This is a genomic window from Pseudomonas oryzihabitans (genome assembly GCF_014522265.1).
Lineage (GTDB): Bacteria > Pseudomonadota > Gammaproteobacteria > Pseudomonadales > Pseudomonadaceae > Chryseomonas > Chryseomonas aestiva.
The window spans coordinates 1,816,150-1,840,639 of sequence record NZ_CP017024.1 but is presented as its reverse complement, the minus strand read 5'-3'; the positions used below and the strand labels follow the sequence as shown (position 1 = coordinate 1,840,639).

20 protein-coding genes are annotated in these 24,490 nt (G+C 66.3%); 6 read left to right on the top strand and 14 right to left on the bottom strand.

Translation table 11 applies throughout. The features are described from left to right. Positions 1-117: 117 nt before the first annotated feature. Together gmk and BGI51_RS08465 are read right to left on the bottom strand one after the other, a co-directional pair. Complete coding sequence (gene gmk / locus BGI51_RS08470; RefSeq protein ID WP_133860406.1) at positions 118-738, bottom strand: guanylate kinase; 621 nt, start codon at positions 736-738, stop codon at positions 118-120. 10 nt (positions 739-748) lie between these two features. Then, positions 749-1,609, bottom strand: a complete 861-nt coding sequence (locus BGI51_RS08465) for a YicC/YloC family endoribonuclease (protein ID WP_133860405.1) — start codon at positions 1,607-1,609, stop codon at positions 749-751. Positions 1,610-1,781: 172 nt separating this feature from the next. Between BGI51_RS08465 and rph the strand changes: the two genes are divergently transcribed. The 3 genes from rph (at position 1,782) to BGI51_RS08450 (ending at position 4,454) form a co-directional block, all read left to right on the top strand. Beyond that, positions 1,782-2,504, top strand: coding sequence for a ribonuclease PH (gene rph / locus BGI51_RS08460; RefSeq protein ID WP_133860404.1), 723 nt, complete (start codon positions 1,782-1,784; stop codon positions 2,502-2,504). 10 nt (positions 2,505-2,514) lie between these two features. Beyond that, a complete protein-coding gene (locus tag BGI51_RS08455) occupies positions 2,515-2,877 on the top strand; it encodes a DUF4870 domain-containing protein (protein ID WP_187980873.1) in 363 nt (120 codons plus the stop codon). Between the two features lie 284 nt (positions 2,878-3,161). Further along, a complete protein-coding gene (locus tag BGI51_RS08450; protein WP_187980872.1) occupies positions 3,162-4,454 on the top strand; it encodes a hypothetical protein in 1,293 nt (430 codons plus the stop codon). A gap of 69 nt (positions 4,455-4,523) precedes the next feature. Here the strand turns inward: BGI51_RS08450 and garD are convergent, their stop codons facing one another. The 10 genes from garD to BGI51_RS08400 form a co-directional block, all read right to left on the bottom strand. Continuing rightward, a complete protein-coding gene (gene garD / locus BGI51_RS08445; RefSeq protein WP_187980871.1) occupies positions 4,524-6,080 on the bottom strand; it encodes a galactarate dehydratase in 1,557 nt (518 codons plus the stop codon). Between the two features lie 21 nt (positions 6,081-6,101). Next, positions 6,102-7,460, bottom strand: a complete 1,359-nt coding sequence (locus tag BGI51_RS08440; protein WP_187980870.1) for an MFS transporter — start codon at positions 7,458-7,460, stop codon at positions 6,102-6,104. Between the two features lie 166 nt (positions 7,461-7,626). After that, positions 7,627-8,664, bottom strand: coding sequence for a LacI family DNA-binding transcriptional regulator (locus tag BGI51_RS08435; protein WP_133860400.1), 1,038 nt, complete (start codon positions 8,662-8,664; stop codon positions 7,627-7,629). A gap of 489 nt (positions 8,665-9,153) precedes the next feature. Then, positions 9,154-10,194 (bottom strand): threonine aldolase family protein, encoded by a 1,041-nt coding sequence (locus tag BGI51_RS08430; RefSeq protein ID WP_187980869.1) that lies wholly within the window; start codon positions 10,192-10,194, stop codon positions 9,154-9,156. After that, positions 10,191-12,002: an aminopeptidase P family protein gene (locus tag BGI51_RS08425; RefSeq protein ID WP_187980868.1), complete on the bottom strand. Its 1,812-nt coding sequence runs from the start codon at positions 12,000-12,002 to the stop codon at positions 10,191-10,193. The genes BGI51_RS08430 and BGI51_RS08425 overlap by 4 nt, the downstream gene beginning before the upstream one ends. Positions 12,003-12,122: 120 nt before the next feature. After that, on the bottom strand, positions 12,123-12,293 hold the full coding sequence (locus BGI51_RS08420) for a hypothetical protein (RefSeq protein ID WP_166655881.1): 171 nt from the start codon (positions 12,291-12,293) through the stop codon (positions 12,123-12,125). 118 nt (positions 12,294-12,411) lie between these two features. Continuing rightward, on the bottom strand, positions 12,412-13,353 hold the full coding sequence (locus BGI51_RS08415; protein ID WP_218568699.1) for a LysR family transcriptional regulator: 942 nt from the start codon (positions 13,351-13,353) through the stop codon (positions 12,412-12,414). Between the two features lie 218 nt (positions 13,354-13,571). Continuing rightward, positions 13,572-16,625: an efflux RND transporter permease subunit gene (locus BGI51_RS08410; protein ID WP_133860397.1), complete on the bottom strand. Its 3,054-nt coding sequence runs from the start codon at positions 16,623-16,625 to the stop codon at positions 13,572-13,574. Continuing rightward, positions 16,622-17,692, bottom strand: a complete 1,071-nt coding sequence (locus BGI51_RS08405; protein ID WP_133860396.1) for an efflux RND transporter periplasmic adaptor subunit — start codon at positions 17,690-17,692, stop codon at positions 16,622-16,624. Before BGI51_RS08405 ends, BGI51_RS08410 begins: the two co-directional genes overlap by 4 nt. Further along, on the bottom strand, positions 17,689-18,792 hold the full coding sequence (locus tag BGI51_RS08400) for an efflux RND transporter periplasmic adaptor subunit (protein WP_187980867.1): 1,104 nt from the start codon (positions 18,790-18,792) through the stop codon (positions 17,689-17,691). The genes BGI51_RS08405 and BGI51_RS08400 overlap by 4 nt, the downstream gene beginning before the upstream one ends. Before the next feature lie 307 nt (positions 18,793-19,099). On the opposite strand from BGI51_RS08400, the gene BGI51_RS08395 reads away from it, so the two are divergent. Next, positions 19,100-19,327 carry a hypothetical protein gene (locus tag BGI51_RS08395; RefSeq protein WP_133860394.1) on the top strand — a complete coding sequence of 76 codons (228 nt, stop codon included), beginning with the start codon at positions 19,100-19,102 and terminating at the stop codon, positions 19,325-19,327. A gap of 124 nt (positions 19,328-19,451) precedes the next feature. Here BGI51_RS08395 and BGI51_RS08390 read toward each other — a convergent pair whose 3' ends face one another. Together BGI51_RS08390 and gabP are read right to left on the bottom strand one after the other, a co-directional pair. After that, the gene (locus BGI51_RS08390) at positions 19,452-19,661 is read right to left on the bottom strand and encodes a DUF1127 domain-containing protein (protein WP_133860393.1); all 210 of its coding nucleotides are present in this window, start codon (positions 19,659-19,661) and stop codon (positions 19,452-19,454) included. Between the two features lie 354 nt (positions 19,662-20,015). Further along, positions 20,016-21,404 carry a GABA permease gene (gene gabP, locus BGI51_RS08385; RefSeq protein ID WP_187980866.1) on the bottom strand — a complete coding sequence of 463 codons (1,389 nt, stop codon included), beginning with the start codon at positions 21,402-21,404 and terminating at the stop codon, positions 20,016-20,018. A 564-nt stretch (positions 21,405-21,968) separates the two neighbouring features. Between gabP and BGI51_RS08380 the strand changes: the two genes are divergently transcribed. Together BGI51_RS08380 and BGI51_RS08375 are read left to right on the top strand one after the other, a co-directional pair. Next, positions 21,969-22,700: a gluconate 2-dehydrogenase subunit 3 family protein gene (locus BGI51_RS08380; protein ID WP_187980865.1), complete on the top strand. Its 732-nt coding sequence runs from the start codon at positions 21,969-21,971 to the stop codon at positions 22,698-22,700. Beyond that, positions 22,700-24,487: a GMC family oxidoreductase gene (locus BGI51_RS08375; RefSeq protein WP_187980864.1), complete on the top strand. Its 1,788-nt coding sequence runs from the start codon at positions 22,700-22,702 to the stop codon at positions 24,485-24,487. Before BGI51_RS08380 ends, BGI51_RS08375 begins: the two co-directional genes overlap by 1 nt. The last annotated feature ends 3 nt before the right edge of the window (positions 24,488-24,490 follow it).

Below are 24,490 nucleotides of genomic sequence, written 5' to 3'. Positions count from 1 at the left end.
GCCCAGGAAAAATGTAACCAGATATTTCATTGCTAGAGGACCAGTCGAATGCCCGGTCCGGAGGCCACCCGGAGCAGCCAGGCCCACGCCCTGAGCGCGCGGGCCGCGAGGCGGGTATCAGCCCAGCAGATCCACCAGCAGGTCATCGTGGCGGCGCTGCTGGCGATCCAGGCGCAGCTGGCGGGTGCGGAAGATCGACTTGAGGTCCTCCAGGGCGCTGGCGAAATCGTCGTTGATGATCAGGTAGTCGTACTCGACATAGTGGCTCATCTCGCTCACCGCCTCGCGCATGCGGCGCTCGATGATTTCGGCGCTGTCCTGGCCGCGATTGTCCAGGCGCTGGCGCAGCGCGGCCTGGCTCGGCGGCAGGATGAAGATCGACTGGGCGTGGGGCAGCTTGCGGCGGACCTGCTGGGCGCCCTGCCAGTCGATTTCCAGGATCAGGTCGTGACCTTCGGCGAGGTCACGTTCCAGGGCAGCCTGGGAGGTGCCGTAATAGTTGCCGAACACCTCGGCGTGTTCGAGGAAGTCGCCGTGCTCGAGCAGGTTGGTAAAGGTCGCGCAATCGACGAAGTGGTAGTTCACCCCGTCGGTTTCACCCGGGCGCATGGCGCGGGTGGTGTGGGAGACCGACAAGCGGATGTCGGGCAGGGCGTCCAGCAAGGCCTTGACCAGGCTGGTCTTGCCGGCGCCGGAGGGCGCGGAAACGATGTAGAGGGTGCCGGGAAGGGCTGTCATGAAGGTCCGCCTATTCGATGTTCTGCACTTGCTCACGCATCTGTTCGATGAGCACCTTGAGATTGATGGCCGCCTGAGAGGCACGGGCGTCGATGGCCTTGGAACCCAGGGTATTGGCCTCGCGATTGAGCTCCTGCATGAGGAAATCCAGCCGCCGTCCGGCCGCGCCGCTGCCCGCCAGGACCCGCCGCACCTCGGCCACATGGGTCTCCAGCCGATCCAGCTCCTCGGCCACGTCGCTCTTCTGCGCCAGCAGCACCAGTTCCTGCTCCAGCCGTGACGGTTCGAACTCGACGCCTGCCTCGGCGCAGCGCTCGAGGATACGGCGCCGCTGCAGGGCCAGCAGCTCGGGCAGCAGCGCGCGCAGCGTCGCCACCTCCGCCAGCACCTGGGCCAGGCGCTCCTCGATCAGTCGCGCCAGTTCGCGCCCCTCGCGCTGCCGGCCGTCGAGCAATTCATCCAGCGCCGCCTCGAACAGCGCCAGGGTCTGGGCCTTGAGTTCGGCGCCATCCACCTCGGCGCCCGCCAGCACTCCGGGCCAGGCCAGCACGGCCAGGGGGTCGAGCTTGGCCGGACGCGCGATCAGCGCGGCGATGTCTTCGGCAGCGGCCACCAGCTGCGCGGCCCGGCGGGCATCGATGCGCAGGGCCACGCTCTCGTCGCGTTCCTCGCGCAGCACGCACTCCAGCTTGCCCCGCGACAGGCGTCGGCGCAGCGCCTCGCGCACGCCGGACTCCAGATCGCGAAAGGTCTCCGGCAGCCGCAGGTGGGGCTCCAGGTAGCGGTGATTGACCGAGCGCAACTCCCAGCTCAGGGTGCCCTGGGGTCCTGGCCGCTCGACCCGGGCGAACGCCGTCATGCTGTGCACCATGGCAGGATCCTCGTCTGACGATGCGCGGATCTGGGGCGATCCCGAGCGACCACGCATGTAAAACGCACGATTCTAGCGCACCTGATCGGAGCGACCCAATGCATCCGTGTCGCATGAGCCGGACGCTCTCTATACTATGGGTCTGATATCTACGCCTTACAGGAAGCCCGCAATGAAGCGTCCCAGTGGCCGCGCCGCCGATCAGCTGCGCCCCATCCGCATCACCCGTCAGTACACCAAGCACGCCGAGGGTTCGGTTCTGGTGGAGTTCGGCGATACCAAGGTGATCTGCACCGCCAGCGTCGAGGCCGGGGTGCCGCGCTTTCTCAAGGGCAAGGGCCAGGGCTGGCTCACCGCCGAATACGGCATGCTGCCGCGCGCGACCGGCGAGCGGAATCAGCGTGAAGCCGCCAAGGGCAAGCAGGGCGGTCGGACCCTGGAGATCCAGCGGCTGATCGGTCGGTCGCTGCGCGCCGCCGTCGACCTGTCCAAGCTGGGCGAGAACACCATCTACATCGACTGCGACGTCATCCAGGCCGACGGCGGTACCCGCACCGCCTCGGTGACCGGTGCCTGCGTGGCCCTGGTCGACGCCCTGGGCGCACTCAAGCGCCGTGGCAGCCTCAAGGGCAATCCGCTCAAGCAGATGGTGGCCGCCATCTCCGTGGGCATCTATCAGGGCACCCCGGTGCTCGACCTGGATTACCTGGAAGACTCCGCCGCCGAGACCGATCTCAACGTGATCATGACCGATGCCGGTGGCTTCATCGAGGTTCAGGGCACCGCCGAAGGCGCGCCCTTCCAGCCGGCCGAACTCAACGCCATGCTCGAACTGGCCCAGGGTGGCCTGCGCGACCTGTTCGAGCTCCAGCAAGCCGCCCTGCGCAGCGAGTAAGGAAGCCCTCATGCACGATCTCGTCCCCGCCCCCAGCGCCGAAGCCCGGCGCTGGGCCATGCTCTGCCACTACGCCGCCTTCCTGGGCTTCGTGGTGCCCTTCGTCGGTAACGTGATAGGTCCGCTGGTGGTCTGGCAGTTCAAGCGCGAGGACGACCCCTTCATCGACCGGCAGGGCAAGGAGGCGCTGAACTTCCAGCTCACCGTCACCCTGCTGCACATGATCTGCTGGCTGCTGGTGTGGGTGCTGATCGGTTTTCCGCTGATGCTGCTGGTGGCCTGCGTGGCCTTCGTGCTGACGGTGATCGCCGGCATCAAGGCCAATCAGGGCCGCGACTACCGCTACCCCCTGACCTGGCGGATGGTCAATTAGCGGGCTTTTTGTGGCCTGCTTCTGATATCCGCGTTGAGGATTTCCAGTCGGCCCGGCGTCGTTTGACAGGCGCCGGAAGCCCTCCGCTATCATCCCTTCGGCTTACTTCTCACGCCCTCGCCGCGACCGGCTTCGGTAGTCGCTGGCGGTAGCGTGCCCGCCTATGCGCTTTTGCGTCAGCAGTCCGTCGATAACGCCAAGGTGGCGTGCCCCGACGGTCCTCGCTTCTTACGTCAGGACTGGTGGCCTCCGGCGCCATCGGCATCAAGACAGGGATGATCATCATGTCGGTTGCAACCGCCACCCCCTCCCCCTTCCAGCGTGTGCTCGAATGGCGCTATTCCACCCTCATGGTGTGGACGGCCATCGGTCTGCTGGTGGTCGAGACCTTTTCCGGCTTTCTGCGCTATGCCCTGGACATGGTCGGCGCCTCGGCGCTGGTCTATCTGCCCAAGATCGCCTGTCTGGCGCTGTTCGCCCTGCAGGTGGCGACGGTCAAGCTGCCCCGGGTGATCTGGGTCGGCCTGTTCGCCGGGCTGGCCTATGCCGCCCTCGCCCTGCTGCATGGCGGGACCTTCAACAACGTGCTGTTCTCGCTGTTCGTCTACAGCCCGCTGCTGTTCGGTCTGGTCTGCGGCCGCGAATTGCTCAAGCAGCGCCGCCTGCTGGGCCGCGCCATGTTCCTGCTGCTGCTCGCCAGCCTGGTCGGCATCGCCCTGGACAAGTACACCTCGGTGCCCTGGAAAGGCTACAGCTACAACCTCGGCGGCAACGACATCGCCGGCAATACCCAGTGGGTCGCCGGTGAAGAGGACCGGATCGCCGGCTTCGCCCGGGTCTCCAACGTGCTGGCGGCGCTGATCGCGGTCTACTGCCTGTTCCTCGCGCAATTCGCCCGCTCCAGGACGCTCTGGCTGGTGGTCGCCCTGGTCGGCTTCTTCGGCATCCTGCTCACCACCAGCAAGGCGCCAGCAGCGGCCTTCGCCTTTACCCTGGCGCTGATGATGACCCGCCGCTTCCAGTGGCCGACCTATGCGCTGATCCTGCTGGCGGTGGTGGGTGGCATGCTGCTGCCGGTGCTGAGCCTGATCCGCGACTTCGATCCCCTGGTGGTGATGAGCGACAGCGGCCTGGCCTCCTTCTACGATCGCCTGGTCAACACCTGGCCGAATGTCGTCGCGGAAATGAGCCGCCATGGCTGGACCGTGGAAGGCGCCGGCTTCGGCTTGTTCGGCAGCTCCATGGCCGCCTTCCCCGTGCCGGGGATCGACCTCTTCGTCACCAGCGACAGCAGCGTGGTCTATCTCTGGTGCGTGTTCGGCGTGGTCGGCATCCTCGGCTATGCCATGCAGCTGCCGGTGTTCATCCGCCTGCACACCGCGCCCGACCGCCTTAGCCACACCCTGCTGGCCATCGCCTTCTGCCTCTGCCTGATCGGCTGGACCACCGACCTCTTCGATATCGGCGTCGGCAATCTCTTCGTCGGCATCATCCTCGGCTACGTGCTGATGCGTGATCCGGAAGACGACAACCAGCCAAACCTGCGACCGATCAGCGGCAGCGCCCTGACCGATTGAGCCGCGCCACGCGGCAATGAAAAAGGGCCGACCCCGCGAGGGATCGGCCCTTTTTCATTGCCGCATAGATCAGGTCACTGGGGCCGGATTGAACAGCGCCAGGTCGTTGTGCAGGCGATGGCGCTCGGCCCAGGTCTGGCGGCGGCCACTGGCCACGTCTAGGTAGCACTGGAAGATCTCCCAGCCCATCTCCTCCAGCGACAGCCGCCCGCTCACCACGCGACCGGCATCGATGTCGATCAGGTCCGGCCAGCGCTCGGCCAGCTGGGTGCGGGTCGAGACCTTGATCACCGGCACCATGGACAGCCCATAGGGGGTGCCGCGGCCGGTGGTGAAGATGTGCAGGTTCATGCCCGCGGCCAGTTGCAGGGTGCCGCAGATGAAGTCACTGGCCGGGGTGGCAGCGAAGTACAGGCCCTTGCCGCGGATCTTCTCGCCGGGTGCGATGACCCCGGCGATGGGGCTGGTACCCGACTTGGCGATCGACCCCATGGCTTTTTCGACGATGTTGTTCAGCCCGCCCTTCTTGTTGCCAGGGGTGGTATTGGCACTGCGATCGGCCATGCCCCGCTCCAGGTAGCGGTCGTACCAGTCCATCTCGCGGATCAGGGCATCGGCCACCTCGGGGGTGGCGGCGCGCGGGGTCAGCAGGTGGATGCCGTCGCGCACCTCGGTGTTCTCGGAAAACATCACGGTGGCGCCGGCGCGCACCAGCAGATCGGCGGCCACGCCCAGGGCCGGGTTGGCGGTGATGCCGGAGAAGGCGTCGCTGCCGCCGCACTGCATGCCCACCACCAGCTCGGAAGCCGGCACCGTCTCGCGGCAGCGCCCATTGAGCACCTCCAGACGTGCCTCGATCAGTCCCAGGATCTGCTCGACCATGCCGGCGAAGCCATTGGCCGAATCCTGCAGGCGGAACAGCCACTCCTCTTCGTTCTGCCCGGCGGTGAGCTCATCGCCCGGCATCAGCTGGCTGGCTTGCAGCTTCTCGCAGCCCAGGCCGATGACCAGCGCCTGGCCGCCGAAGTTGGGGTTGCGGCTGATGTTGTGCAGAGTGCGGATGGGGATCACCGCATCCGGGGCGTTGATGGCCACCCCGCAGCCGTAGCTGTGGGACAGCGGCACCACGTCGTCGACGTTGGGGTAGCGCGGCAGGAGCTCCTTGCGTACCCGCTCCACGCAGTGGTCCAGCACCCCTACCACGCACTGTACGGTGGTGGTCACCGCCAGGATGTTGCGGGTGCCGACGCTGCCGTCCGGATTGCGGAAACCCTCGAAGGTGTAGCCTTCCAGGGGTTCGCCGACCTGGCCGGGCGCGGTGGCCTTGGGCAGGTTGTCCAGCGCCGGTGGCTCCGGCATGCGCAGCAGGGCTTCGGTGATCCAGCTGCCGGCGGGAACGTCCTGCAGGGCGTAGCCGATGACCTCGCCGTAGCGCACCACCTCGGCGCCCTCCGCAAGATCCACCAGGGAGACCTTGTGGCTCTGGGGAATGGCCTCGACGGTGGTCAGGCCATCGGCGAAGGCGGTGCCGGCGGCCACGCCGGGTTCGTTGACCACCACCCCGACGTTGTCCTGGGGGTGGAGCTTGATGTAGCGCGGCGAATCACGGTGATCGATCAGGTTCATATTCTTATCCTCTGCCGGGGCTCAGGCCCGGGCCGGGTCAGGCTGGGTCGCGCCCAGGATCTCGCCGTCGGCGGTCCGCAGCTCGACGCGCTGGATGCGACCGACGATGAACAGGTAGCTGAACACGGCCACCAGGGCATTGGCCCCGACATAGACCAGCGCCCACTTGAAGGAGCCGGTGGCGGCGATGAGGTAGCCGATGACGATGGGGGTGGTGATGGAAGCCAGGTTGCCGAAGGTATTGAACAGGCCACCGGAGAGCCCGGCGATCTGCTTGGGCGAGGTATCCGCCACCACCGCCCAGCCCAGGGCGCCGATGCCCTTGCCGAAGAAGGCCAGGGTCATGAAGCCCACCACCATCCAGTCGGCGTCGACATAGTTGCAGAAGATCATGCTGGTGGAGAGCAGCAGGCCGCAGACGATGGGCAGCTTGCGGGCGAAGGTCAGGGAGTGGCCGCGGCGCAGCAGGTAGTCGGAGATCACCCCGCCGAGTACCCCGCCGATGAAGCCGCAGATCGCCGGCAGCGAGGCGATGAAACCGGCCTTGAGGATGGTCATGCCGCGCTCCTGCACCAGGTACACCGGGAACCAGGTCAGGAAGAAATAGGTGATGGCGTTGATGCAGTACTGGCCGAGGTAGACGCCCAGCATCATGCGGTTGGTCAGCAACTGGGTGATGTAGTGCCACTTCGGCCCGCCATCCCGCTGGCGGGCGCTGTTGTCCATGTCCACCAGGCCGCCATTGTCGCGGATGTGCGCCAGCTCCGCGGCGTTGATGCGCGGATGCTCCTTGGGATTGTGGATGTACTTCAGCCAGACCCCGGAGAAGAGGATGCCCAGGACGCCCATGATGACGAAGACGTGCTCCCAGCCGAAGTGGAAGACGATGCCGCCCATGATCGGCGCGAACAGCGCGGTGGCGAAATACTGCGCCGAGTTGAAGATCGCCGAGGCGGTACCGCGTTCGGCGGTGGGGAACCAGGCGGCGACGATGCGCGCGTTGCCCGGGAAGGACGGCGCCTCGGCCAGCCCGACCAGGAATCTCAGCATGAACAGGGTGGTGACCGCCCAGGCCACCGGCAGGCCGCCGACCAGCCCCTGCAACAAGGTGAAGAACGACCAGAAGAAGATGCTGCCGGCATAGACCTTCTTCGAACCGAAGCGATCCAGCAGCCAGCCGCCGGGAATCTGCCCGGCCACATAGGCCCAGCCGAAGGCGGAGAAGATATAGCCGAGGGTCACGGCGCTGATGCCGAGGTCTTTCTGCAGGCTGGAGCCGGCGATGGCGATGGTGGCGCGATCGGCGTAGTTGATGGTGGTCACGACGAACAGCATCAACAGGATCAGGTAGCGCACCCGGGTCGGTCTTGTGGCATCCATGGGGATCCCTCTTGCGTGATTGTTTTTATTGAAGGCGCGGACCCTAGGATGATTGCGCAATCATATCTTGATGCGACAATCGGTCTCAGCCCTTGCGTTTGCCCAAGACTAAGCCATGATTGCGCAACCATACAAGTACGACGTCTAACAAGATCAGGACCGGCGGTCAGGTCGTGGCGCGGTCGATGATATGGAAACCGGTGTCGATGCGCACTGCCTCCCGGCCCTGGTCGCCCTCGTTGAAACGCTGCAGCAGTGCCTCGGCCGCCAGGGTGCCCATGCGATCGCCCTCGACACTCACCGACGACAGCGCCGGGTGCATCTGGGCGGCGCTGGAAAGATTGCCGAAGCCCAGCACCGCAAGGTCCTCGGGCAGGCGCAGCCCGCGACTGGCGGCTTCCGCCATGACGCCCTGGGCGACGGTATCCGAACTGCAGACCACCACGTCGAAGGCCTCGTCACGGGCCAGCAACTGGCGCAGGCCAGCCCGCCCGGACTCCACCAGCGCGGGGGCTGGCAGGATCTCCAGCGGCGGTTCCGCCACGCCCAGCTCGGCCAGCCGTGCCACCAGGCTGCGACAGCGGCGCAGGGCGCGGGGGTCATCCACCGAGACCACGGCGAAGCGCCGATAGCCGCGGGCGTGCAGATGCTCGGCCTGGGCCCGACCAACGGCTTCATGGGAAAAGCCCACCTGCATGTCCAGCGGGTCTTCGCCCAGGTCCCAGGACTCCACTACCGGGATGCCGGCCTGGGCCAGGCGCTGGCGACTGGCGGCGGTATGCAGGGTACCGGTCAAGACGATGCCATCGGGCTTGCGCCCCAGCACCGCGGCCAGCAGCTGCTCTTCCTGTTCGGCGCTGTAGCCGGTCAGGCCCAGCAGGGTCTGGTAACCGGCCTGGGACAGCCGCGCCATCAGCGCCTGGACGGTCTCGGCGAAGATGGAGTGGACGATGGTCGGCACGAACAGCGCCACCAGGCGACTGCGATTGGAGGCCAGACCGCCGGCCAGCAGATTGGGCACGTAGCCGGTAGCCTGCACCGCCGCCAGCACCTTCTCGCGCGCCGCCTCGCTGACGATCTCCGGTCGATTCAGCGCCCGCGAGACGGTGATCGGCGACACCCCGGCGACCCGGGCCACGTCGATCAGCGTGGGGGCGGCGGGATTGACCGCGGCAGTAAGGACTTTGCTGGACTTCTTGGCCATGGATCGCTGGAGACGGGAAAGAGATCGGCCATGGTAACGGTTGGGGCGGGCGGCGTCCCCGGAGAACACCGTAGCGTGGAAAACCGCGCAGCGTTTTCCACCGCGAGCCGCCGTAGGTTGGGTTGAGCGCAGCGAAGCCCAACAGGCTTTGCTCGGGGCCAGCCATGTTGGGCTTCGACGATAGAACCGTCTCAACCCAACCTACGGGCCGCAGTAGCGTGGAAAACGGCGTAGCCTTTTCCACTGGAACAGGGTGGCGAGGGACACCCTCACCCCAGCCCTCTCCCAAGGGGGAGAGGGGGTCAGCCGAGCAGGCGTTCAGCGCCATCCGCCCTGGCCAGAGCGCGATCGATCGTCGGGCCCGTCCCATCGGCGCACCGCCACGGCTGCGACAATCCTCGTGCCAGAGCTGATCGCGGCCGTGGCGGTCCGCCGATGCGACCGCTCCTACAGGCTATCTGGCTGCTGTAGGAGCGGCCGCGATACGCCCTACCCGCCCATCGCCGTCCGAATATCCGCCGCCAGCTCAAGCACCCGAGCTTCCTCGGTGTCCCAGGAGCACATGAAACGCGCCCCGCCGCTGCCGATGAAGGTGTAGAAGCGCCAACCGCGGTTGCGCAGGAATTCCAGCGCCGGTTCCGAGAGCTGCAGGAATACCGAGTTGGCTTCCACCGGGAACATGAAGTCCACGCCGGGCACGTCGCGCACGCGCTCGGCGAGCAGCTGGGCCATGGCGTTGGCATGGCGGGCGTGGCGCAGCCAGGTGTCGTTTTCCAGCACGCCGAGCCAGGGCGCGGAGAGAAATCTCATCTTGGACGCCAGCTGGCCAGCCTGCTTGCAGCGGTACTCGAAGTCCTCGGCCAGGTCGCGATTGAAGAAGAGGATGGCCTCGCCCACCGCCATGCCGCTCTTGGTACCGCCAAAGCAGAGCACGTCGACGCCGGCCTTCCAGGTCACCTCGGCCGGCGTACAGCCCAGGCCGGCCACGGCGTTGGAAAAGCGCGAGCCGTCCATGTGCAGGTGCAGGCCGAGGTCGTGGCAGGTGGCGCTGATGGCCTGCAGTTCGTTGAGGCCATAGAGGGTGCCCACCTCGGTGGCCTGGGTAACGGTCACCGCGCGCGGCTTGGGAAAGTGGATGTCGGCGCGCTTGGTGGCGATCTGCTGGATAGCGCCCGGCGTCAGCTTGCCCTGATGGGCCGGCGCCAGCAGCAGCTTGGAGCCGTTGGAAAAGAACTCCGGCGCGCCGCATTCGTCGGTCTCGACGTGGGCGGTGTCGGAGCAGATCACGCTGTGGTAGCTCTGGCACAGCGCCGCCAGGGCCAGGGAGTTGGCCGCGGTGCCGTTGAAGGCGAAGAACACCTCGCAGTCGGTCTCGAACAGCTGGCGAAAGCGATCGGCGGCGCGCGCCGTCCAGGTGTCGTTGCCGTAGGCGGTCTCGTGGCCGACGTTGGCCGCGGCCATGGCGGCCCAGGCTTCCGGGCAGATGCCGGAATAGTTGTCACTGGCGAATTGCTGGGCGTTGCTGCTCATCGGGCAGTCCTCGCGACGGGTTCGGTACGGGCCAGCAGCCAGTCGCGCGCGGCGCCCTCGACCAGCGGCAGCACGCGACGGCGGACCTCGGCGTGATAGCCATCCAGCCAGTCCAGCTCGTCGCTGCGCAGCAGCGCCAGATCCAGGCAGCGGGTGTCCAGCGGACAGAGGGTCAGGGTCTCGAAGGCCAGGAAATCGCCGAATTCGGTGGTTTCCGCGCGGGTGCACAGCAGCAGGTTTTCCAGCCGCACGCCCCACTGGCCGGGCCGATAGATGCCCGGTTCGTTGGAGGTGATCATGCCCTCGCGCAGGACATGGTGCGGGGTGACCGTGGCATAGAAGGAAATCGACTGAGGTCCCTCGTGCACATTGAGGAAATAGCCCACGCCATGCCCGGTGCCGTGGCCGTAGTCGATGCCGGCGGCCCAGATCGGCTCGCGCGCCAGGGCATCGAGCATGGGTGCGGCGACGCCGGCCGGGAAGCGCGCTCGCGACAGCGCCAGCATGCCCTTGAGCACCAGGGTGAAGTCGCGGCGCTGGGCGGCGCTGGGGGTGCCGATGGGCACCACCCGGGTGATGTCGGTGGTGCCGCCTAGGTACTGGCCGCCGCTGTCGATCAGCAGCAGGCCGTCGCCCTGGAGCTCGGCATGGGCCTCCTCGGTGGCGCGGTAATGCGGCAGGGCGCCGCCGGCATTGAAGCCGGCGATGGTGGCGAAGCTCAGGGAGACGAAATTCGGCCGGGCGGCGCGGGCTTCGCTCAGCCAGTCGTCCACGGTCAGCTCGGTGAGGCGCTCGCCGCGGGCCAGGGCCGCCTCGAAGCGGGCAAAGAAGACGCACAGCGCCGCGCCATCCTCTTCCATGGCGGTCCGCACCTGGGCCACTTCCGCGGCGGTCTTGCAGGCCTTGAGCAGGGTCGAGGGATTGATCTGCTCGCGCCGCTCGACGCCCTGGGGCGCGGCCTCGGCCAGCCCCAGGGTAACCCGCGCCGGGTCCACCAGCAGGCGACTACCAGCCGGCAGGCTGGCCAGCTCGGTGGCGGCCTGGTGGTAGTCGGCCAGGGTCACGCCGTCCGCCTCCAGGGCCGCGCGGAGCTCGGCCGGCACCTTGGCCGGATCGATGAACAGCTGGCAGCTGTCCTGACTCAGCAGCAGATGGGCGAGGAACACCGGGTTGTAGGGCACATCCGCGCCGCGCAGGTTGAGCAGCCAGGCGATGTCGTCCAGCGAAGAGATGAAATGCCAGGCGGTGTCGGCCTCGACCATTGCTTGGCGCACCTGGGCGAGCTTGGCGCTGCGCGGCTGGGGCGCATGGGGCGCCGCATGGGCGTAGATAGGCGCGGCCGGCAGCGCGGGGCGCCCGGTCCAGATCGTCGCCAGGGGATCGAGGTCGGTTCGTAGCTGGATACCCTTGGGTTCCAGTGCCCGGCGCAGGGCCGCCGCGGCGCCGAGCGACAGCACCTGGCCGTCCACCAGTACCGTGCCACCCGCGGGCACCTGCTCGGCCAGCCACTGCAGGTGGGCCTGGGGCTGGCTGGCGACCTGCTTCATCAGGTCGATGCCGCTGTCCGCCAACTCCTGGGTGGCCTGCTCCCAGTAGCGGCTGTCGGTCCAGACGCCAGCGGCCTGGCGCGTCACCAGCAGCAGCCCGGCGGAGCCGGTGAAACCGGACAGCCAGGCACGGCCCTGCCAGTGTTCCGGCAGGTATTCGGACAGATGGGGATCGGCGCTGGGGATCAGGCAGGCATCGGCGCCCTGTTCGGCCAGGAAGGCCCGCAGGTCGGCAAGTCGTTGAGCGGAAATGGCGGTCATGAGCACCTCGACAAGGTCAGGGGCTCAGTGTGCCGCAGATATAAAAAAGCCGCACCCGAAGGGTGCGGCGGAGAAAGACCAAAGGAGCAAAGAGGGGTGGTCTTTCGAAAACGGAGCGGCTCAGCGACGCGCGTCGGCGGCGGGAGCGGCTTGATCACTGTAGTGCTGCATGGCGGCATGATTCTGATCGACCAGCTTGTATCTCAGGCTGGGATTGTCGTCGGCAGCGGCGAACTGGGCGGCGGTCAGGGTGGCAAGGGTCAGCACCAGGGCGGACAGAGAACGTTTCATGGCGAACTCCTAAAAGGTCGTGTTCATCGGGGTACAGGACCATTCTAGGTAAAGAACGCAGCCTAATAAATAGCATGCTAACTAAATCACTGTTACAAAACCTGCAACAAGCTCGGCCCTAGTCCTTGGCCCAGTAGCGCTGATCTTCCAGCACCCGGTTCTCCAGCTGCAGGCGCTCGGGCAATTCTTCCTTGAGGAAGTCGATCCAGGTCTTGATCTTGGCATCGAGAAAGCGCCGCGAGGGATAGAGCGCATGGATATTGCGCTCGCGCAGGCGGAAGTTGGGCAGCAGCCGTACCAGACTGCCATCGCGCAGGTAGTTGACCGCGATGTAGCTGGGCAGCAGGCAGATGCCCATGCCCTGGCGGGCCACGCTGGCCAGGGCCTCGGCGACGTTGACCTGGAAGACATAGCGCGGCGCGACCTGCTGCTCGCCGTCTTCGCCGGCGAAGACCCAGCGTTCGGAGAAGTTCGGATCCATCAGGCGCAGGCAGTCGTGCTCGGCGAGATCGGCGGGCACCTTGGGTGCCGGACGCTGCGCCAGGTAGCTGGGCGCCGCGCAGACCACGCTGTAGACACCGCCGAGACGCTGGGCGACGAAATCCGAATCGGCCAGTTCGGTGTCCAGGGTGATGGCGATGTCATGCCCATCCTCCAGCAGCGCCGGATGGTTCTGCGAGAGCGTCATGACGATCTCGACATGGGGATAGCGCGCGCAGAAGCGTGACACCAGGGGCGCCAGCAGTTGAGTGCCGAGGCCGGTCATGGAATGCAGGCGCAGATGGCCATGGGGCTTGAGATGGGCGCCGCTGGCTTCGGCCTCGGCCTCGCCGACATCCTGCAGGATGCGTCGGCAGCGTTCGAGGTAGCGTTCACCCGCCTCGGTCAGCGCCAGGCGCCGGGTGGTGCGGTGCAGCAGGCGGGTCTGCAGGTGGCTTTCCAGTTCCGCCAGCAGGCGCGACACCTGGGCGGTAGACAGAGCGAGGGTGTGGGCGGCAGCCGTGAGACTGCCCAGATCCACCACCCGGACGAAGATGCGCATGCCTTGGAAAATATCCATTATTGCCTTTTTCGCAATGGAGTTTCGTCAAGCCGTCACTTTATTGAAAAAGTCGCACGCACGATAGTGGTGCGGTGAGCCGCTGTGGATTCGACATTCTGACCGCGCGAATCCTTCCCTCCGGCAGTGGCTCCTTGGATAGCTCCTTGCGGCCTTCTGGCAGATGTCTCCTCTGGAGACCTCCGCAAGAGGGCCGTTTTTTTGCCCTACCGTTTCGCTCATCGTTCCTCACGCCCCGGCTCGCGAATGCGATAGCTGGCGATGTACAGCGCCGGCAGGAACAGCAGCGTCAACAGGGTCGCCGCGACGATGCCGCCGATCATGGCGTAGGCCATCGGCCCCCAGAACACCTCGCGGGCGATGGGAATCATGCCCAGGCTGGCCGCCGCGGCGGTCAGCAGGATCGGCCGGCGCCGGTGCCGGGTGGCTTCCACCACGGCGTCCCAGGGCGAGCGACCGTCACGCTCGAAGGCGTCGATCTGGGTCACCAGGATCACCGAGTTGCGGATGATGATGCCGATCAGCGCCAGTACCCCGAGGATGGCGACGAAGCCCAGCGGCTGGCCGAAGGGGATCAAGCCCAGCACCACGCCGATCAGCCCGAGGGGCGCCACGCTCGCCACCAGGAACAGCTTGCGGATGCTGTGCAGCTGGATCATCAGGAAGGTGGCCATGAGGAACAGCATCAGCGGCACCACCTCGGCGATCGGGCCCTGGGCCTTGCTGCTCTCCTCCACCGTGCCGCCTACCGCCACCTGATAACGCGGCGGCAGCTTGGCGATGAAGGCATCCACGTCCGGCTGCAGCTGCTTGACCAGATCCGGCGCCTGGATCTCGCTGAGGATCGAGGCCTTGAGGGTGATGGTGGGCAGCCGATCGCGGCGCCATACCAGCGGCTGCTCCAGGGCGTAGTCGATACGGGCGAAGGCCTTGAGCGGCACCGCGACGCCCTGGGGCGTCATGATCTGCAGATTCTCCAGGGTTTCCACCGAGCGCCGCTCGGCCTCGCTGGCCCGCGCCACCACGTTGACCAGGTAGATGTCGTCGCGTACCTGGGTCACCGGGGTACCGGTCACCACGCCATTGAGGATCTGCGCCACGTCCTGGGACGAGAAGCCCAGCTGCCGCGCCTTGTCCTGGTTGACCTCGACCTTGAGCATCCGCGCCGGCTCGTTCCAGTCGTAGAGGAAGTCCCCCAGCTGGGGACTCTTGCCCAGCACGCTGGCCAGCGCCAGGGCCTGGCGGCGTACCTCGGCGACGTCGGGGCCACTGATGCGGTACTGGATCGGCCGGCCCACCGGCGGACCCATCTCCAGCGGCTGGACGTAGCCGGACAGGCCGACGAAGTCCTGGCGCAGCCGCTGCTTGAGCTTGGGCAGCAGGCGATTGCGCGCCTCCAGGTCCTTGGCCACCAGGATCACCTGGCCATAGAAGGGATTCTCCAGCTGCTGGTCCAGCGGCAGATAGAAGCGCACCGCGCCCTGGCCGACATAGGAACTCCAGTGGGCCACGTCCGGATCGTCGGCCAGGGTCTTCTCGAATCTGTCCATCTGCGCGCGAGTGGCGTCGAGGGAGGCGTTCTGCGGCAGGTTGAAGTCGATCAGCAGTTCGGGTCGATCCGAGGACGGGAAGAACTGGTTCTGCACGAACTTCATCGAGAACAGCGCCGCGGCGAACAGCAGCACCGTGAGGAGGATGGTCAGCCAGCGGTGGCGCATGGCGCCCAGCAGCAGACCGTCGGACCAGCGTGCCAGGCGGCCGGGCTGGTCGTGGTCCTTCTGCTTCACCTTCTTCGGCAGGATGTGCACGCCGATCACCGGCGAAAAGAACACCGCGACGATCCAGGACAGGAGCAGCGCCACCGCGATCACCGCGAACAGAGTGAAGGTGTACTGGCCGGCGCTGCTGGAATTGAGCCCGATGGGCACGAAGCCGGCTACCGTCACCAGGGTGCCGGTGAGCATGGGAAAGGCGGTCGACTCGTAGGCGAAGGTCGCCGAGCGGTGCAGCGACTCGCCCTCCTCGCGCTTGGTCACCATCATCTCCACGGTGATCATGGCGTCGTCCACCAGCAGACCGAGGGCGATGATCAGGGCGCCCAGGGAAATCCGCTGCATGGTGATACCGCTGTACTCCATGAAGACGAACACAAGCGCCAGGGTCAGGGGGATCGACAGCGCCACCACCAGGCCGGCGCGCACGCCGAGACTGATGAAGCTCACCACCAGTACGATGATGACCGCCTCGAACAGCGCCCGGGTAAAGCCGCCGACGGCCTTTTCCACCACCTGCGCCTGGTTGGAGACCACGTGCACGCCGATGCCCACCGGCAGGTCGGCCGTCAGCTCCTGCATCTTCTCGGTAAGCGCCTTGCCAAAGGTCTGGATATTGCCGCCGCTGCTCATGGCGATGGCCAGGCCGATGGCCGGCTGGCCGTTGTAGCGAAACAGCGAACTGGGCGGATCGGCGTAGCCGCTGCGGATGTCGGCCAGGTCGGTGAGCCGATAGAAGCGGTCGTCGATGCGCAGATTGACGGCGGCCAGATCGGCGGTGGAGCGGAATTCGCCACTGGTGCGCACGCTGATGCGCTCGGCGCCGGATTCGATGGTGCCCGAGGGGGTCACCGCATTCTGCTGTTGCAGACTCTGCATCACCTGGCGCTGGTCGATGCCCAGGGCCGCCAGCTTGCGGGTGGAGAAGTCCAGGTAGATGACCTCGTTCTCCGCGCCGATCAGCTGCACCTTGCCGATGCCGGGCACGCTGCGGATCTCGCGGCGCACCTGCTCCACCTGGTCGCGCAGCTGGCGCATGCTGAAGCCGTCGCCGGTGAAGGCATAGATGCTGCCGAAGACGTCGCCGAATTCGTCGTTGAAGGCCGGTCCCTGGATGCCCTGGGGGAATTCGCCCTGGATGTCCGAGACCTTCTTGCGCACCTGGTACCAGATGTCGGGAATCGCCTTGGCCGGCGTGGTGTCGCGCAGATAGACGAACACCGTGGACTGCCCCGGCCGGGTGAAGCTCTTGGTGTAGTCGAGGGAATCCAGTTCTTCGAGCTTCTTTTCCACCCGCTCGGTGACCTGGCGCAGGGTCTCCTCGGTGGTCGCCCCCGGCCAGCGGGTCTGGATGACCATGGTCTTGATGGCAAAGGACGGATCTTCCTCGCGCCCCAGCTTCATGTAGGAGAAGACGCCCATCAGCAGGGCGACGAACATCAGGTACCAGACGAAGGATTGGTGGCGCAGCGCCCAGTCCGACAGGTTGAAGCCTTTCATGGCCGAGCGCCCTCCTGATCCTTCACCCGCTGTCCCTCCTCGAGACTGTTCACCCCTGCCGTCACCACCCGCTCACCTACCTTCAGGCCCTTGCCGATCCACGCCAGACCAGCGGCCTCGCGCAGCACCTCGACCGGACGCTGGCGTACCTGCGCCTGCTCGCCCTGGCCTTCCACCACCCACACCGAGGCCCGGCCATCCTGACGCCGCAGCGCCTGGGTCGGCAGCGGCAGGCCCGCGGCCGGTGGCGACTCCAGCTCGCCCTGCACCAGGCTGCCGATGCGCAGCGCGGCCGGCGGCTCGTCCAGAGTCAGGCGTACCCGCCGGGTGCGGGTGGTGGCATCGGCCTGGGGCTCGATCTCGCGCACCCGGCCCTGCACCGCCACCTCGGGATCCAGGGCCATGCGCACGGTCAGGACACGTCCCGGGGTCAGCTGGCCGATGGCCTGGGCCGGCAGATCCAGGACCGCCTCGCGAACATCCGGCCGGGCGACCCGCACCACCGGCTGACCGGCGGAGACCACCTGGCCGACCTCGGCCTGCCAGGCGGTGATCACCCCGTCGAAATCACTCTGGAGTTCGGCATAGTTGCGCTGGTCGCGGGCCTGGCGCTCGGCACTCTGGGCCTGCTCGCGGGAGGCTTCCAGGGTGTGCAGCCGGGTCAGCGCCTGGTCCAGCTGGGAGCGCGAGCCGACCCCCTGGTCGAACAGCTGCTGCTGGCGCCGCGCATCGTTGCGCGCATCACGCCACTGGGCTTCGGCATCGGCGGTCTGGCCCTGGCGACTGCGCAGGGCGTTGTCCTGATCGGTGGGATCCAGCGCCGCCAGCAACTGGCCACGCCGCACCGGCTGACCCACGTCCAGCAGCCGGCGGGTCATGCGGCCGCCGACGCGAAAGCCCAGCACGCTCTCGTAGCGCGCCTGGATGCTGCCGGCGAAGACCTCGCGCCCGGGCGGCGGGGCACTGAGGGTCAGGGTCGCCACCGGCCGGATCGGCGGCGGCGGGGCCTCGTCGTCGGAACAGCCGGCCAGGACCAGCAGCAGGCAGAGCGGCAGCAGCGGCTTCATGGCCGCACCTCGTTGAAGGCGGAGCGCTCGGCAAGCTCGACCTTCTGCCCGGGACTGAGCGCCTGGCCACCGGCGACCACGATGCGGTCACCGGCCTTGAGCCCGTCGCTGACGATGATGCTGTCACGGGTATAGCGCTCGATGCGCAGCGGCTGCAGGCTGACCCGGCCATCGTCATTGAGGCGCCAGGCGGCGGGTTGATCGGTGGTGCCATTCAGCGCCGTCCAGGGCAGGGCGAAGCCCTGCTCGGCCACGCCCTCCAGCTGGGCGTTGACCACCGCGCCCAGGGTCATGGCCGCTGGCGGTCGATCGAGTTGCACCTTGATGCGCACCGTGCCGCTGCTGGCCACCGTCGGCGCGATCTCGCGCAGGGTGCCCTGGGTCGTGATCGCCGGTTGCGCCTGCAGGACGACGGGCAGGGTCTGACCGACCTTGAGTTCGCGGGCCAGGGATTCGTAGAGATCGAAGACGGCGTCGAGCTCGCCACTCACTGCCAGATCGAAGATCGCCGCCCCGGCCTGGACCACCTGCCCGGCTTCGGCATGGCGGGCGGTCAGTACTCCGGCGGCACTGGCGCGCAGCTCGGTATAGCCGAGCTGCTTGCGCGCATCGTCGCGCTGGGCCATGGCGGTCTGCAGGGCGCTGCGCGCACCGTCGAGGGTGGCCTGGGCCTGGTCGTACTGGCTGCGACTGGTGTAGCCCTTGGGCAGCAGCGCGGCCTGGCGCTCGAAATCGACGCGGGCCAGGCGCGTGCGGGCTTCCTGGGCCTCCACCTGGGCCTGGGCGGCGGCCAGGTTGTTGCGCAGATCCTGGGGGTCCAGCCGGGCCAGCACCTGGCCCTCGCGCACGCGATCACCGACGTCCGCCAGCCGCTCGCTGATCTTGCCACTCACCCGAAAACCGAGCGGCGCCTGGACGCGTGCCTGGATGTCTCCGGTAAAGGGGATGCGCTGGCTGTCCCGTATCGGACTCAGCTGCGCCACCACCACCCGTGCCCGTTCCTCGGTGGGAGGTTGCTCCTGGGAGCAGCCCGGTAACAGCGTTACCAGGGTCAGAGCAGCCGTTACCTGGCAGAAGCGAGCAAGGCGGAGAGCCCTCATGATTGTCCTTGTTGGTGGAAGAGGCGCGATCTGCGAACTGACCACGCGCGTCGCAGGGGGTTCGTCTGACGAATTGTCAGGTGCCTGAGGCCACTTGGGAAGCGCTACACCGACGGTCAGGTGCAAACGCCCGCTACCGGAGCGGCCACTCGCCCACAAATGTTCACAAATGCCCTGGAACCCGGCATTCCGGGCGGCAGTCAACTGATATGTGCGCTGTGGACCTGTCCGTCTGCAGCTGATGCCCGACGCCCTTGCGGTGCGGGCCCTATCAGATTCACAGGTTCATTTCGACGAGGCCGAACTCATGAAAAAGCTGCTGATCACCTCTACCGCTGCTGTGATGCTGTCGATGGCCACGGGTGTCTTCGCGGCCGATGCTTCCAAGAGCGCCACGGCCGTCAATGGCGCCGCCACCACCGAGGTGCCGGGCAAGACTACCGTCAAAGGGGGTGCCGACGGCGCTGCCGAGGTGCCCTTCAAGAGCGACAAGCCCAACAAGGTCGACGCCCGCAACCAGAACAACATGCAGTAACCGCCCACCCCGGCGGTAACGAAAAGCCCCGGCATGCCGGGGCTTTTCGTTGTCTGCCGTACAGACGGCGGACAAAACAAACCCCGCCGGAGCGGGGTTTGTGGAAACTGTGCAGCGGCCGGGCTTAGCGCCAGAACGGCTTGTGCATTTCCTGGTAGCGCTGGGCCTCGGTGATACCGGCGTCAGCCAGCATACGGGTATCCAGGCGGGCCAGTTCATTGCGGCTGGCGATGCGACGCTGCCAGGTGGACAGGGTGGAGATAACGCGCAGGGCAGCGGGAACACGGGTGCTGGGCTTGGCGTTGTACAGCGAGGAACTGAAGGTGCGTTCCATGGTGGCTTTCCTTCCCGCTTGTGACGGGTACTGGTCATCGAATGGCGCCATTGTCTCGCCGGACGAGTGCTACCGCCAGTAACAGTACAGGGAAAGGTTCGCGGATCACCTCGCACACAATTGCAACTGTACTGCTGCAATTTGGGTCATTCTGTAACGTATTGCACCATTGCAGTGCAAAATTTGGTTACCAGAGGGAACATCGCGGAAATCTGAGCTGTACAGTTGGCCTTTAGCCAACAAAACAGGAGTGCTGTTCTACCTGTTACCGCACCCGCTGTCCAGCCTGGAAAGGCCTCAGTGCTCCAGAAAGGAGCGCTCCCGACGCCTGGCGACGTCGGAAGCCTCTTGTGATCAACGTACGGCAGCAGCCAGGCTCGGCGTGGCAGGCTGGCGACGGCCGACCCAGGTGCCGATGGCCACGACTACCAGTGCCAGCAGACCGGTCGCCAGGATCTCGAAGCGATGGGCTTCGCTGAACAGCATCACGGTCAGGGCGCCGACGATGAAGACGATCACCGCCCAGGTCAGCCAGGGGAACAGCCACATGCGGAATTCCAGCTGCTCGCCGCGGGCCATCAGCTTGCGTCTCAGGCGCAGCTGGGTCACGGCGATCACCAGGTAGACCAGCAGGGCGACGGCACCGGAGGTGGACAGCAGGAAACTGAACACCGCCTCGGGCATGGTGTAGTTGGCAATGGTGGTGAGGAAGCCCACGGCGGTACTGGCCAGCACCGCAGCTCGCGGTACACCGCTGCTGGAGGCCCGACCCAGCTTGGCCGGGGCATCGCCACGGCGAGCCAGCGAATAGAGCATGCGCGACGCGGTATAGAGCGCCGAGTTCAGGCAGCTGGCCACGGCGACCAGCACCACGCAGTCGACGATCAGCTTGGCGTTGGGGATCGACAGGATCTCCAGGGCACGCTGATAGGAACCCACCAGCGGCAGCTGGGCATCGTTCCAGGGCACCATGGACACCACCAGGAAGATGGAGACCAGATAGAACAGCGCGATCCGCCAGATCACCGAGTTGGTGGCCCTGCTGATCTGCCGCGACGGGTCCTTGGACTCGGCGGCGGCGATGGTGACGATCTCGGTCCCCATGAAGCTAAACATGGTGGTCAGCAGGGCACCCAGCACCGCGCCGAAGCCATTGGGCATGAAGCCGCCGGTATGGGCCATCAGGTTGCTCAGGCCACTGACCTCGCGACCCGGCAGGGCCCCGACCAGGGCCGCCGCGCCCAGGGCGATGAAGGCGACGATGGCGATGACCTTGAGCAGGGCGAACCAGAATTCGAACTCGCCGTACTTGGCGACGCTGAACAGGTTGGTCACGGTCAGGATGCCGGTGATGATCAGGGCGAACTGCCAGGTGGCGATCGCCGGGAACCAGGCACTGAGGATGGCCGCGGCGGCCACCGCCTCCAGCGGAATCACCAGCACCCAGAACCACCAGTACAGCCAGCCGATGGTGAAGCCGGCCCAGCGACCGATGCCCTGCTGCGCATAAGAGGAAAAGGAACCGGTATCGGGCGAGGCGACGGCCATTTCACCCAGCATGCGCATGACCAGCACCACCAGGGTACCGGCCAGGGCATAGGCCAGCAGTACGGCCGGGCCGGCCGCGGCGATGGCATGACCGGAGCCGACGAACAGGCCGGCACCGATCACCCCGGCGATGGACAACATGGTCACATGGCGCGGTTTGAGCGCCGGAGAGAGGCTGCATTCTACGTTGGACATAAGGTGTTACCTGACAACGGAAAGCCTCCCAAGTGCAACTTGCGCGCCATCCCTGCTGAAATCGGCACAAATCGAACTCAAAGAGTGCAATGCCTCGCGGAAAGCGGCGAAAAAGCGGCGCTCCAGCGAGCTATCGCGCTAACCATCTGATGTGCAAAGTGATTTCTTTTAAGTGCACAAGACCGTTTGGCTTGCTTCGTTAGGTATCACCTTGTGCAACTTGCACCCTTATGGTGCTTGCAAAGGTGGAACCTTAGGTAACTCAGGCAAGATCTGAGCGCCAGCAACCTGGTCCACAGGGTCGGAAATGCCACCCACGACGGCGAGATCGCCAGGCCTGGAGCGTCGCGACCGGTTCTCGCCACACCAAGCTCACCCGAGGCCGCGCCCCAGGCGCTTTTCCCTTCGCGACGGGAGCGAGGGAACTTGCCGGGCCGCGTGGCCTCTGCACAGCTGCGACAAAATGTAACCGCGACCAGTGGATATTGGTAATATTCCAACATATTAGCTAGCTAACCATAAGCCCTGAGTTTTTATGTCGGGCACCTGATGAGACCCCTGACCATGTCCGCAGACGATTCCGTCCCGGCCCGCCGCGACTTCCTGCGCAAGTCCCTGAGCCTGATTCCCGTGGTCGCTCTGGCGGGCGGTGCCCCCTCGGGCCTGGCCCTGGCCGCATCCACGACAGACGCCAAGCCGGGCAGCAGTCCGCGCGCCGACCACTATCAACCGGTGTTCTTCAACGCCGAGGAATGGGCCTTCGTGCAGGCCGCGGTGGCCCGGCTGATTCCGGCGGACGAACTCGGCCCGGGCGCGCTGGAGGCCGGGGCGCCGGAATTCATCGACCGGCAGATGCAGACCGCCTATGCCCGCGGCGGCCTCTGGTACATGCAGGGTCCCTTCGCCATTGATGCTGCACCGGAGATGGGCTACCAGAGTCGCCTGGTACCCCAGGACCTCTATCGCCTGGGCATCGCCGCGGTGGATCGCTGGACCCGTCAGCAGTACGGCAAGGTCTTCGCCGAGCTGGCACCCGCCTACCAGGACGTGGCCCTCAAGGCCCTGGAAAGCGGTGACGCCGCGCTCGAGGGCGTGCCGGCCAAGCTGTTCTTCGCCCAGCTGCTGCAGAACACCAAGGAAGGCTTCTATTGCGATCCGCTGCATGGCGGCAACAAGCAGCTGGTCGGCTGGAAGCTGGTGAATTTCCCCGGCGCCCGCGCCGACTTCATGGACTGGGTGGAGCGCGACGAGCGCTATCCGCTGCCGCCGGTCTCCATTCGCGGGGAGCGCGGTTGATGGCCAAGGTATTGCCCAGCAAGCAGGTAGTGATCGTCGGCTTCGGCTGGACCGGCGCCATCATGGCCAAGGAACTGACCGAGGCCGGTCTGGACGTGGTAGCCCTAGAGCGCGGCAGCTACCGCGACACCTATCCCGACGGCTCCTACCCCCAGGTGATCGACGAACTCACCTACAGCATCCGCAAGAAGCTGTTCGTCGATGTCTCCAAGGAAACCGTCACCATCCGCCACAGCGTCAACGATGTCGCCCTGCCCAACCGCCAGCTCGGTGTCTTCCTGCCCGGCGATGGGGTGGGCGGCGCCGGCCTGCACTGGTCGGGGGTGCACTTCCGCGTCGATCCGGTGGAACTGCGCCTGCGCAGTCACTATGAAGAACGCTACGGCAAGAAATTCATCCCCGACGGCATGACCATCCAGGACTTCGGCGTCAGCTACGGCGAGCTGGAGCCCTACTTCGACTTCGCCGAAAAGGTCTTTGGCACCTCGGGCACCGCCTGGAGCGTCAAGGGCCAGGTCGTAGGCGACGGCAAGGGCGGCAACCCCTATGCCGCGGATCGCTCCAGCGACTTCCCGCTGCCGGCGCAAAAGAACACCGTCTCGGCGCAACTGTTCGAGAAGGCCGCGCGGGACGTGGGTTATCACCCCTACAACCTGCCCTCGGCCAACACCTCGGGGCCCTACACCAACCCCTATGGGTGCCAGATGGGGCCCTGCAACTTCTGCGGCTACTGCAGCGGCTACGTCTGCTACATGTATTCCAAGGCCTCGCCGAATCTCAACATCCTGCCGGCGCTCAAGCAGGAGCCGCGCTTCGAGTTGCGCAGCCAGGCCCATGTGCTGCGGGTGAACCTGGACAGCACCGGCAAGAAGGCCACCGGGGTGACCTACCTGGACGCCCAGGGCCAGGAGCTGGAACAGCCGGCCGACATCGTCATCCTCGCCGCCTTCCAGTTCAACAACGTGCGCCTCATGCTGCTGTCGGGCATTGGCCAGCCCTATGATCCCAGGACCGGCGAGGGCGTGGTCGGGCGCAACTTCGCCTACCAGAACATGGCCACCATCAAGGCCTTCTTCCGCCAGGACCAGCACCACACCAATCCCTTCATCGGCGCCGGCGGCAATGGCGTGGCGGTGGACGACTTCAACGCCGACAACTTCGACCACGGCCCCCACGGCTTCGTCGGCGGCTCGCCTATGTGGGTCAACCAGGCCGGCACCCGGCCCATCGCCGGGGCAGCCAATCCGCCCGGCACGCCCCAGTGGGGCAGTGCCTGGAAAAAGGCCCAGGCCGGCTACTACAACCATCAGCTGTCGATGGACGCCCACGGTGCGCACCAGTCCTATCGCGACAACTACCTGGACCTGGACCCCACCTACCGTGACGCCTATGGCCAGCCGCTGCTGCGCATGACCTTCGACTGGAAGGACAACGACATCCGCATGACCCGCTTCATGGCGGCCAAGATGAAGAAGATCGCCGAGGCCATGAGCCCCGAGCACATCAGCGTCTCGGTCAAGGAGTTCGGCGGGCACTTCAACACCGCCAGCTACCAGACCACCCACCTCAACGGCGGCGCCATCATGGGTACCGATCCCAAGACCAGCGCGGTCAATCGCTACCTGCAGAGCTGGGACGTGCACAACGTCTTCGTGCCGGGCGCCTCGGCCTTTCCCCAGGGCTTGGGCTACAACCCCACCGGCCTGGTGGCGGCCCTAACCTACTGGGCGGCGCGCGCCATCCGCGAGCAATACCTGAAGAACCCCGGCCCCCTGGTGCAGGCATGAGAG

Bases quoted from the DNA above. Each gene is read 5' to 3' on its own strand.
- BGI51_RS08430 (WP_187980869.1), bottom strand. From the start codon at position 10,194: ATGAGCAGCAACGCCCAGCAATTCGCCAGTGACAACTATTCCGGCATC.
- BGI51_RS08395 (WP_133860394.1), top strand. From the start codon at position 19,100: ATGAAAAAGCTGCTGATCACCTCTACCGCTGCTGTGATGCTGTCGATG.
- garD (WP_187980871.1), bottom strand. From the start codon at position 6,080: ATGAACCTGATCGATCACCGTGATTCGCCGCGCTACATCAAGCTCCAC.
- BGI51_RS08375 (WP_187980864.1), top strand. From the start codon at position 22,700: ATGGCCAAGGTATTGCCCAGCAAGCAGGTAGTGATCGTCGGCTTCGGC.
- BGI51_RS08415 (WP_218568699.1), bottom strand. From the start codon at position 13,353: ATGGATATTTTCCAAGGCATGCGCATCTTCGTCCGGGTGGTGGATCTG.
- BGI51_RS08420 (WP_166655881.1), bottom strand. From the start codon at position 12,293: ATGAAACGTTCTCTGTCCGCCCTGGTGCTGACCCTTGCCACCCTGACC.
- gmk (WP_133860406.1), bottom strand. From the start codon at position 738: ATGACAGCCCTTCCCGGCACCCTCTACATCGTTTCCGCGCCCTCCGGC.
- rph (WP_133860404.1), top strand. From the start codon at position 1,782: ATGAAGCGTCCCAGTGGCCGCGCCGCCGATCAGCTGCGCCCCATCCGC.
- BGI51_RS08400 (WP_187980867.1), bottom strand. From the start codon at position 18,792: ATGAGGGCTCTCCGCCTTGCTCGCTTCTGCCAGGTAACGGCTGCTCTG.
- BGI51_RS08450 (WP_187980872.1), top strand. From the start codon at position 3,162: ATGTCGGTTGCAACCGCCACCCCCTCCCCCTTCCAGCGTGTGCTCGAA.
- BGI51_RS08405 (WP_133860396.1), bottom strand. From the start codon at position 17,692: ATGAAGCCGCTGCTGCCGCTCTGCCTGCTGCTGGTCCTGGCCGGCTGT.
- BGI51_RS08410 (WP_133860397.1), bottom strand. From the start codon at position 16,625: ATGAAAGGCTTCAACCTGTCGGACTGGGCGCTGCGCCACCAATCCTTC.
- BGI51_RS08425 (WP_187980868.1), bottom strand. From the start codon at position 12,002: ATGACCGCCATTTCCGCTCAACGACTTGCCGACCTGCGGGCCTTCCTG.
- BGI51_RS08380 (WP_187980865.1), top strand. From the start codon at position 21,969: ATGTCCGCAGACGATTCCGTCCCGGCCCGCCGCGACTTCCTGCGCAAG.
- BGI51_RS08440 (WP_187980870.1), bottom strand. From the start codon at position 7,460: ATGGATGCCACAAGACCGACCCGGGTGCGCTACCTGATCCTGTTGATG.
- BGI51_RS08435 (WP_133860400.1), bottom strand. From the start codon at position 8,664: ATGGCCAAGAAGTCCAGCAAAGTCCTTACTGCCGCGGTCAATCCCGCC.
- BGI51_RS08390 (WP_133860393.1), bottom strand. From the start codon at position 19,661: ATGGAACGCACCTTCAGTTCCTCGCTGTACAACGCCAAGCCCAGCACC.
- gabP (WP_187980866.1), bottom strand. From the start codon at position 21,404: ATGTCCAACGTAGAATGCAGCCTCTCTCCGGCGCTCAAACCGCGCCAT.
- BGI51_RS08455 (WP_187980873.1), top strand. From the start codon at position 2,515: ATGCACGATCTCGTCCCCGCCCCCAGCGCCGAAGCCCGGCGCTGGGCC.
- BGI51_RS08465 (WP_133860405.1), bottom strand. From the start codon at position 1,609: ATGGTGCACAGCATGACGGCGTTCGCCCGGGTCGAGCGGCCAGGACCC.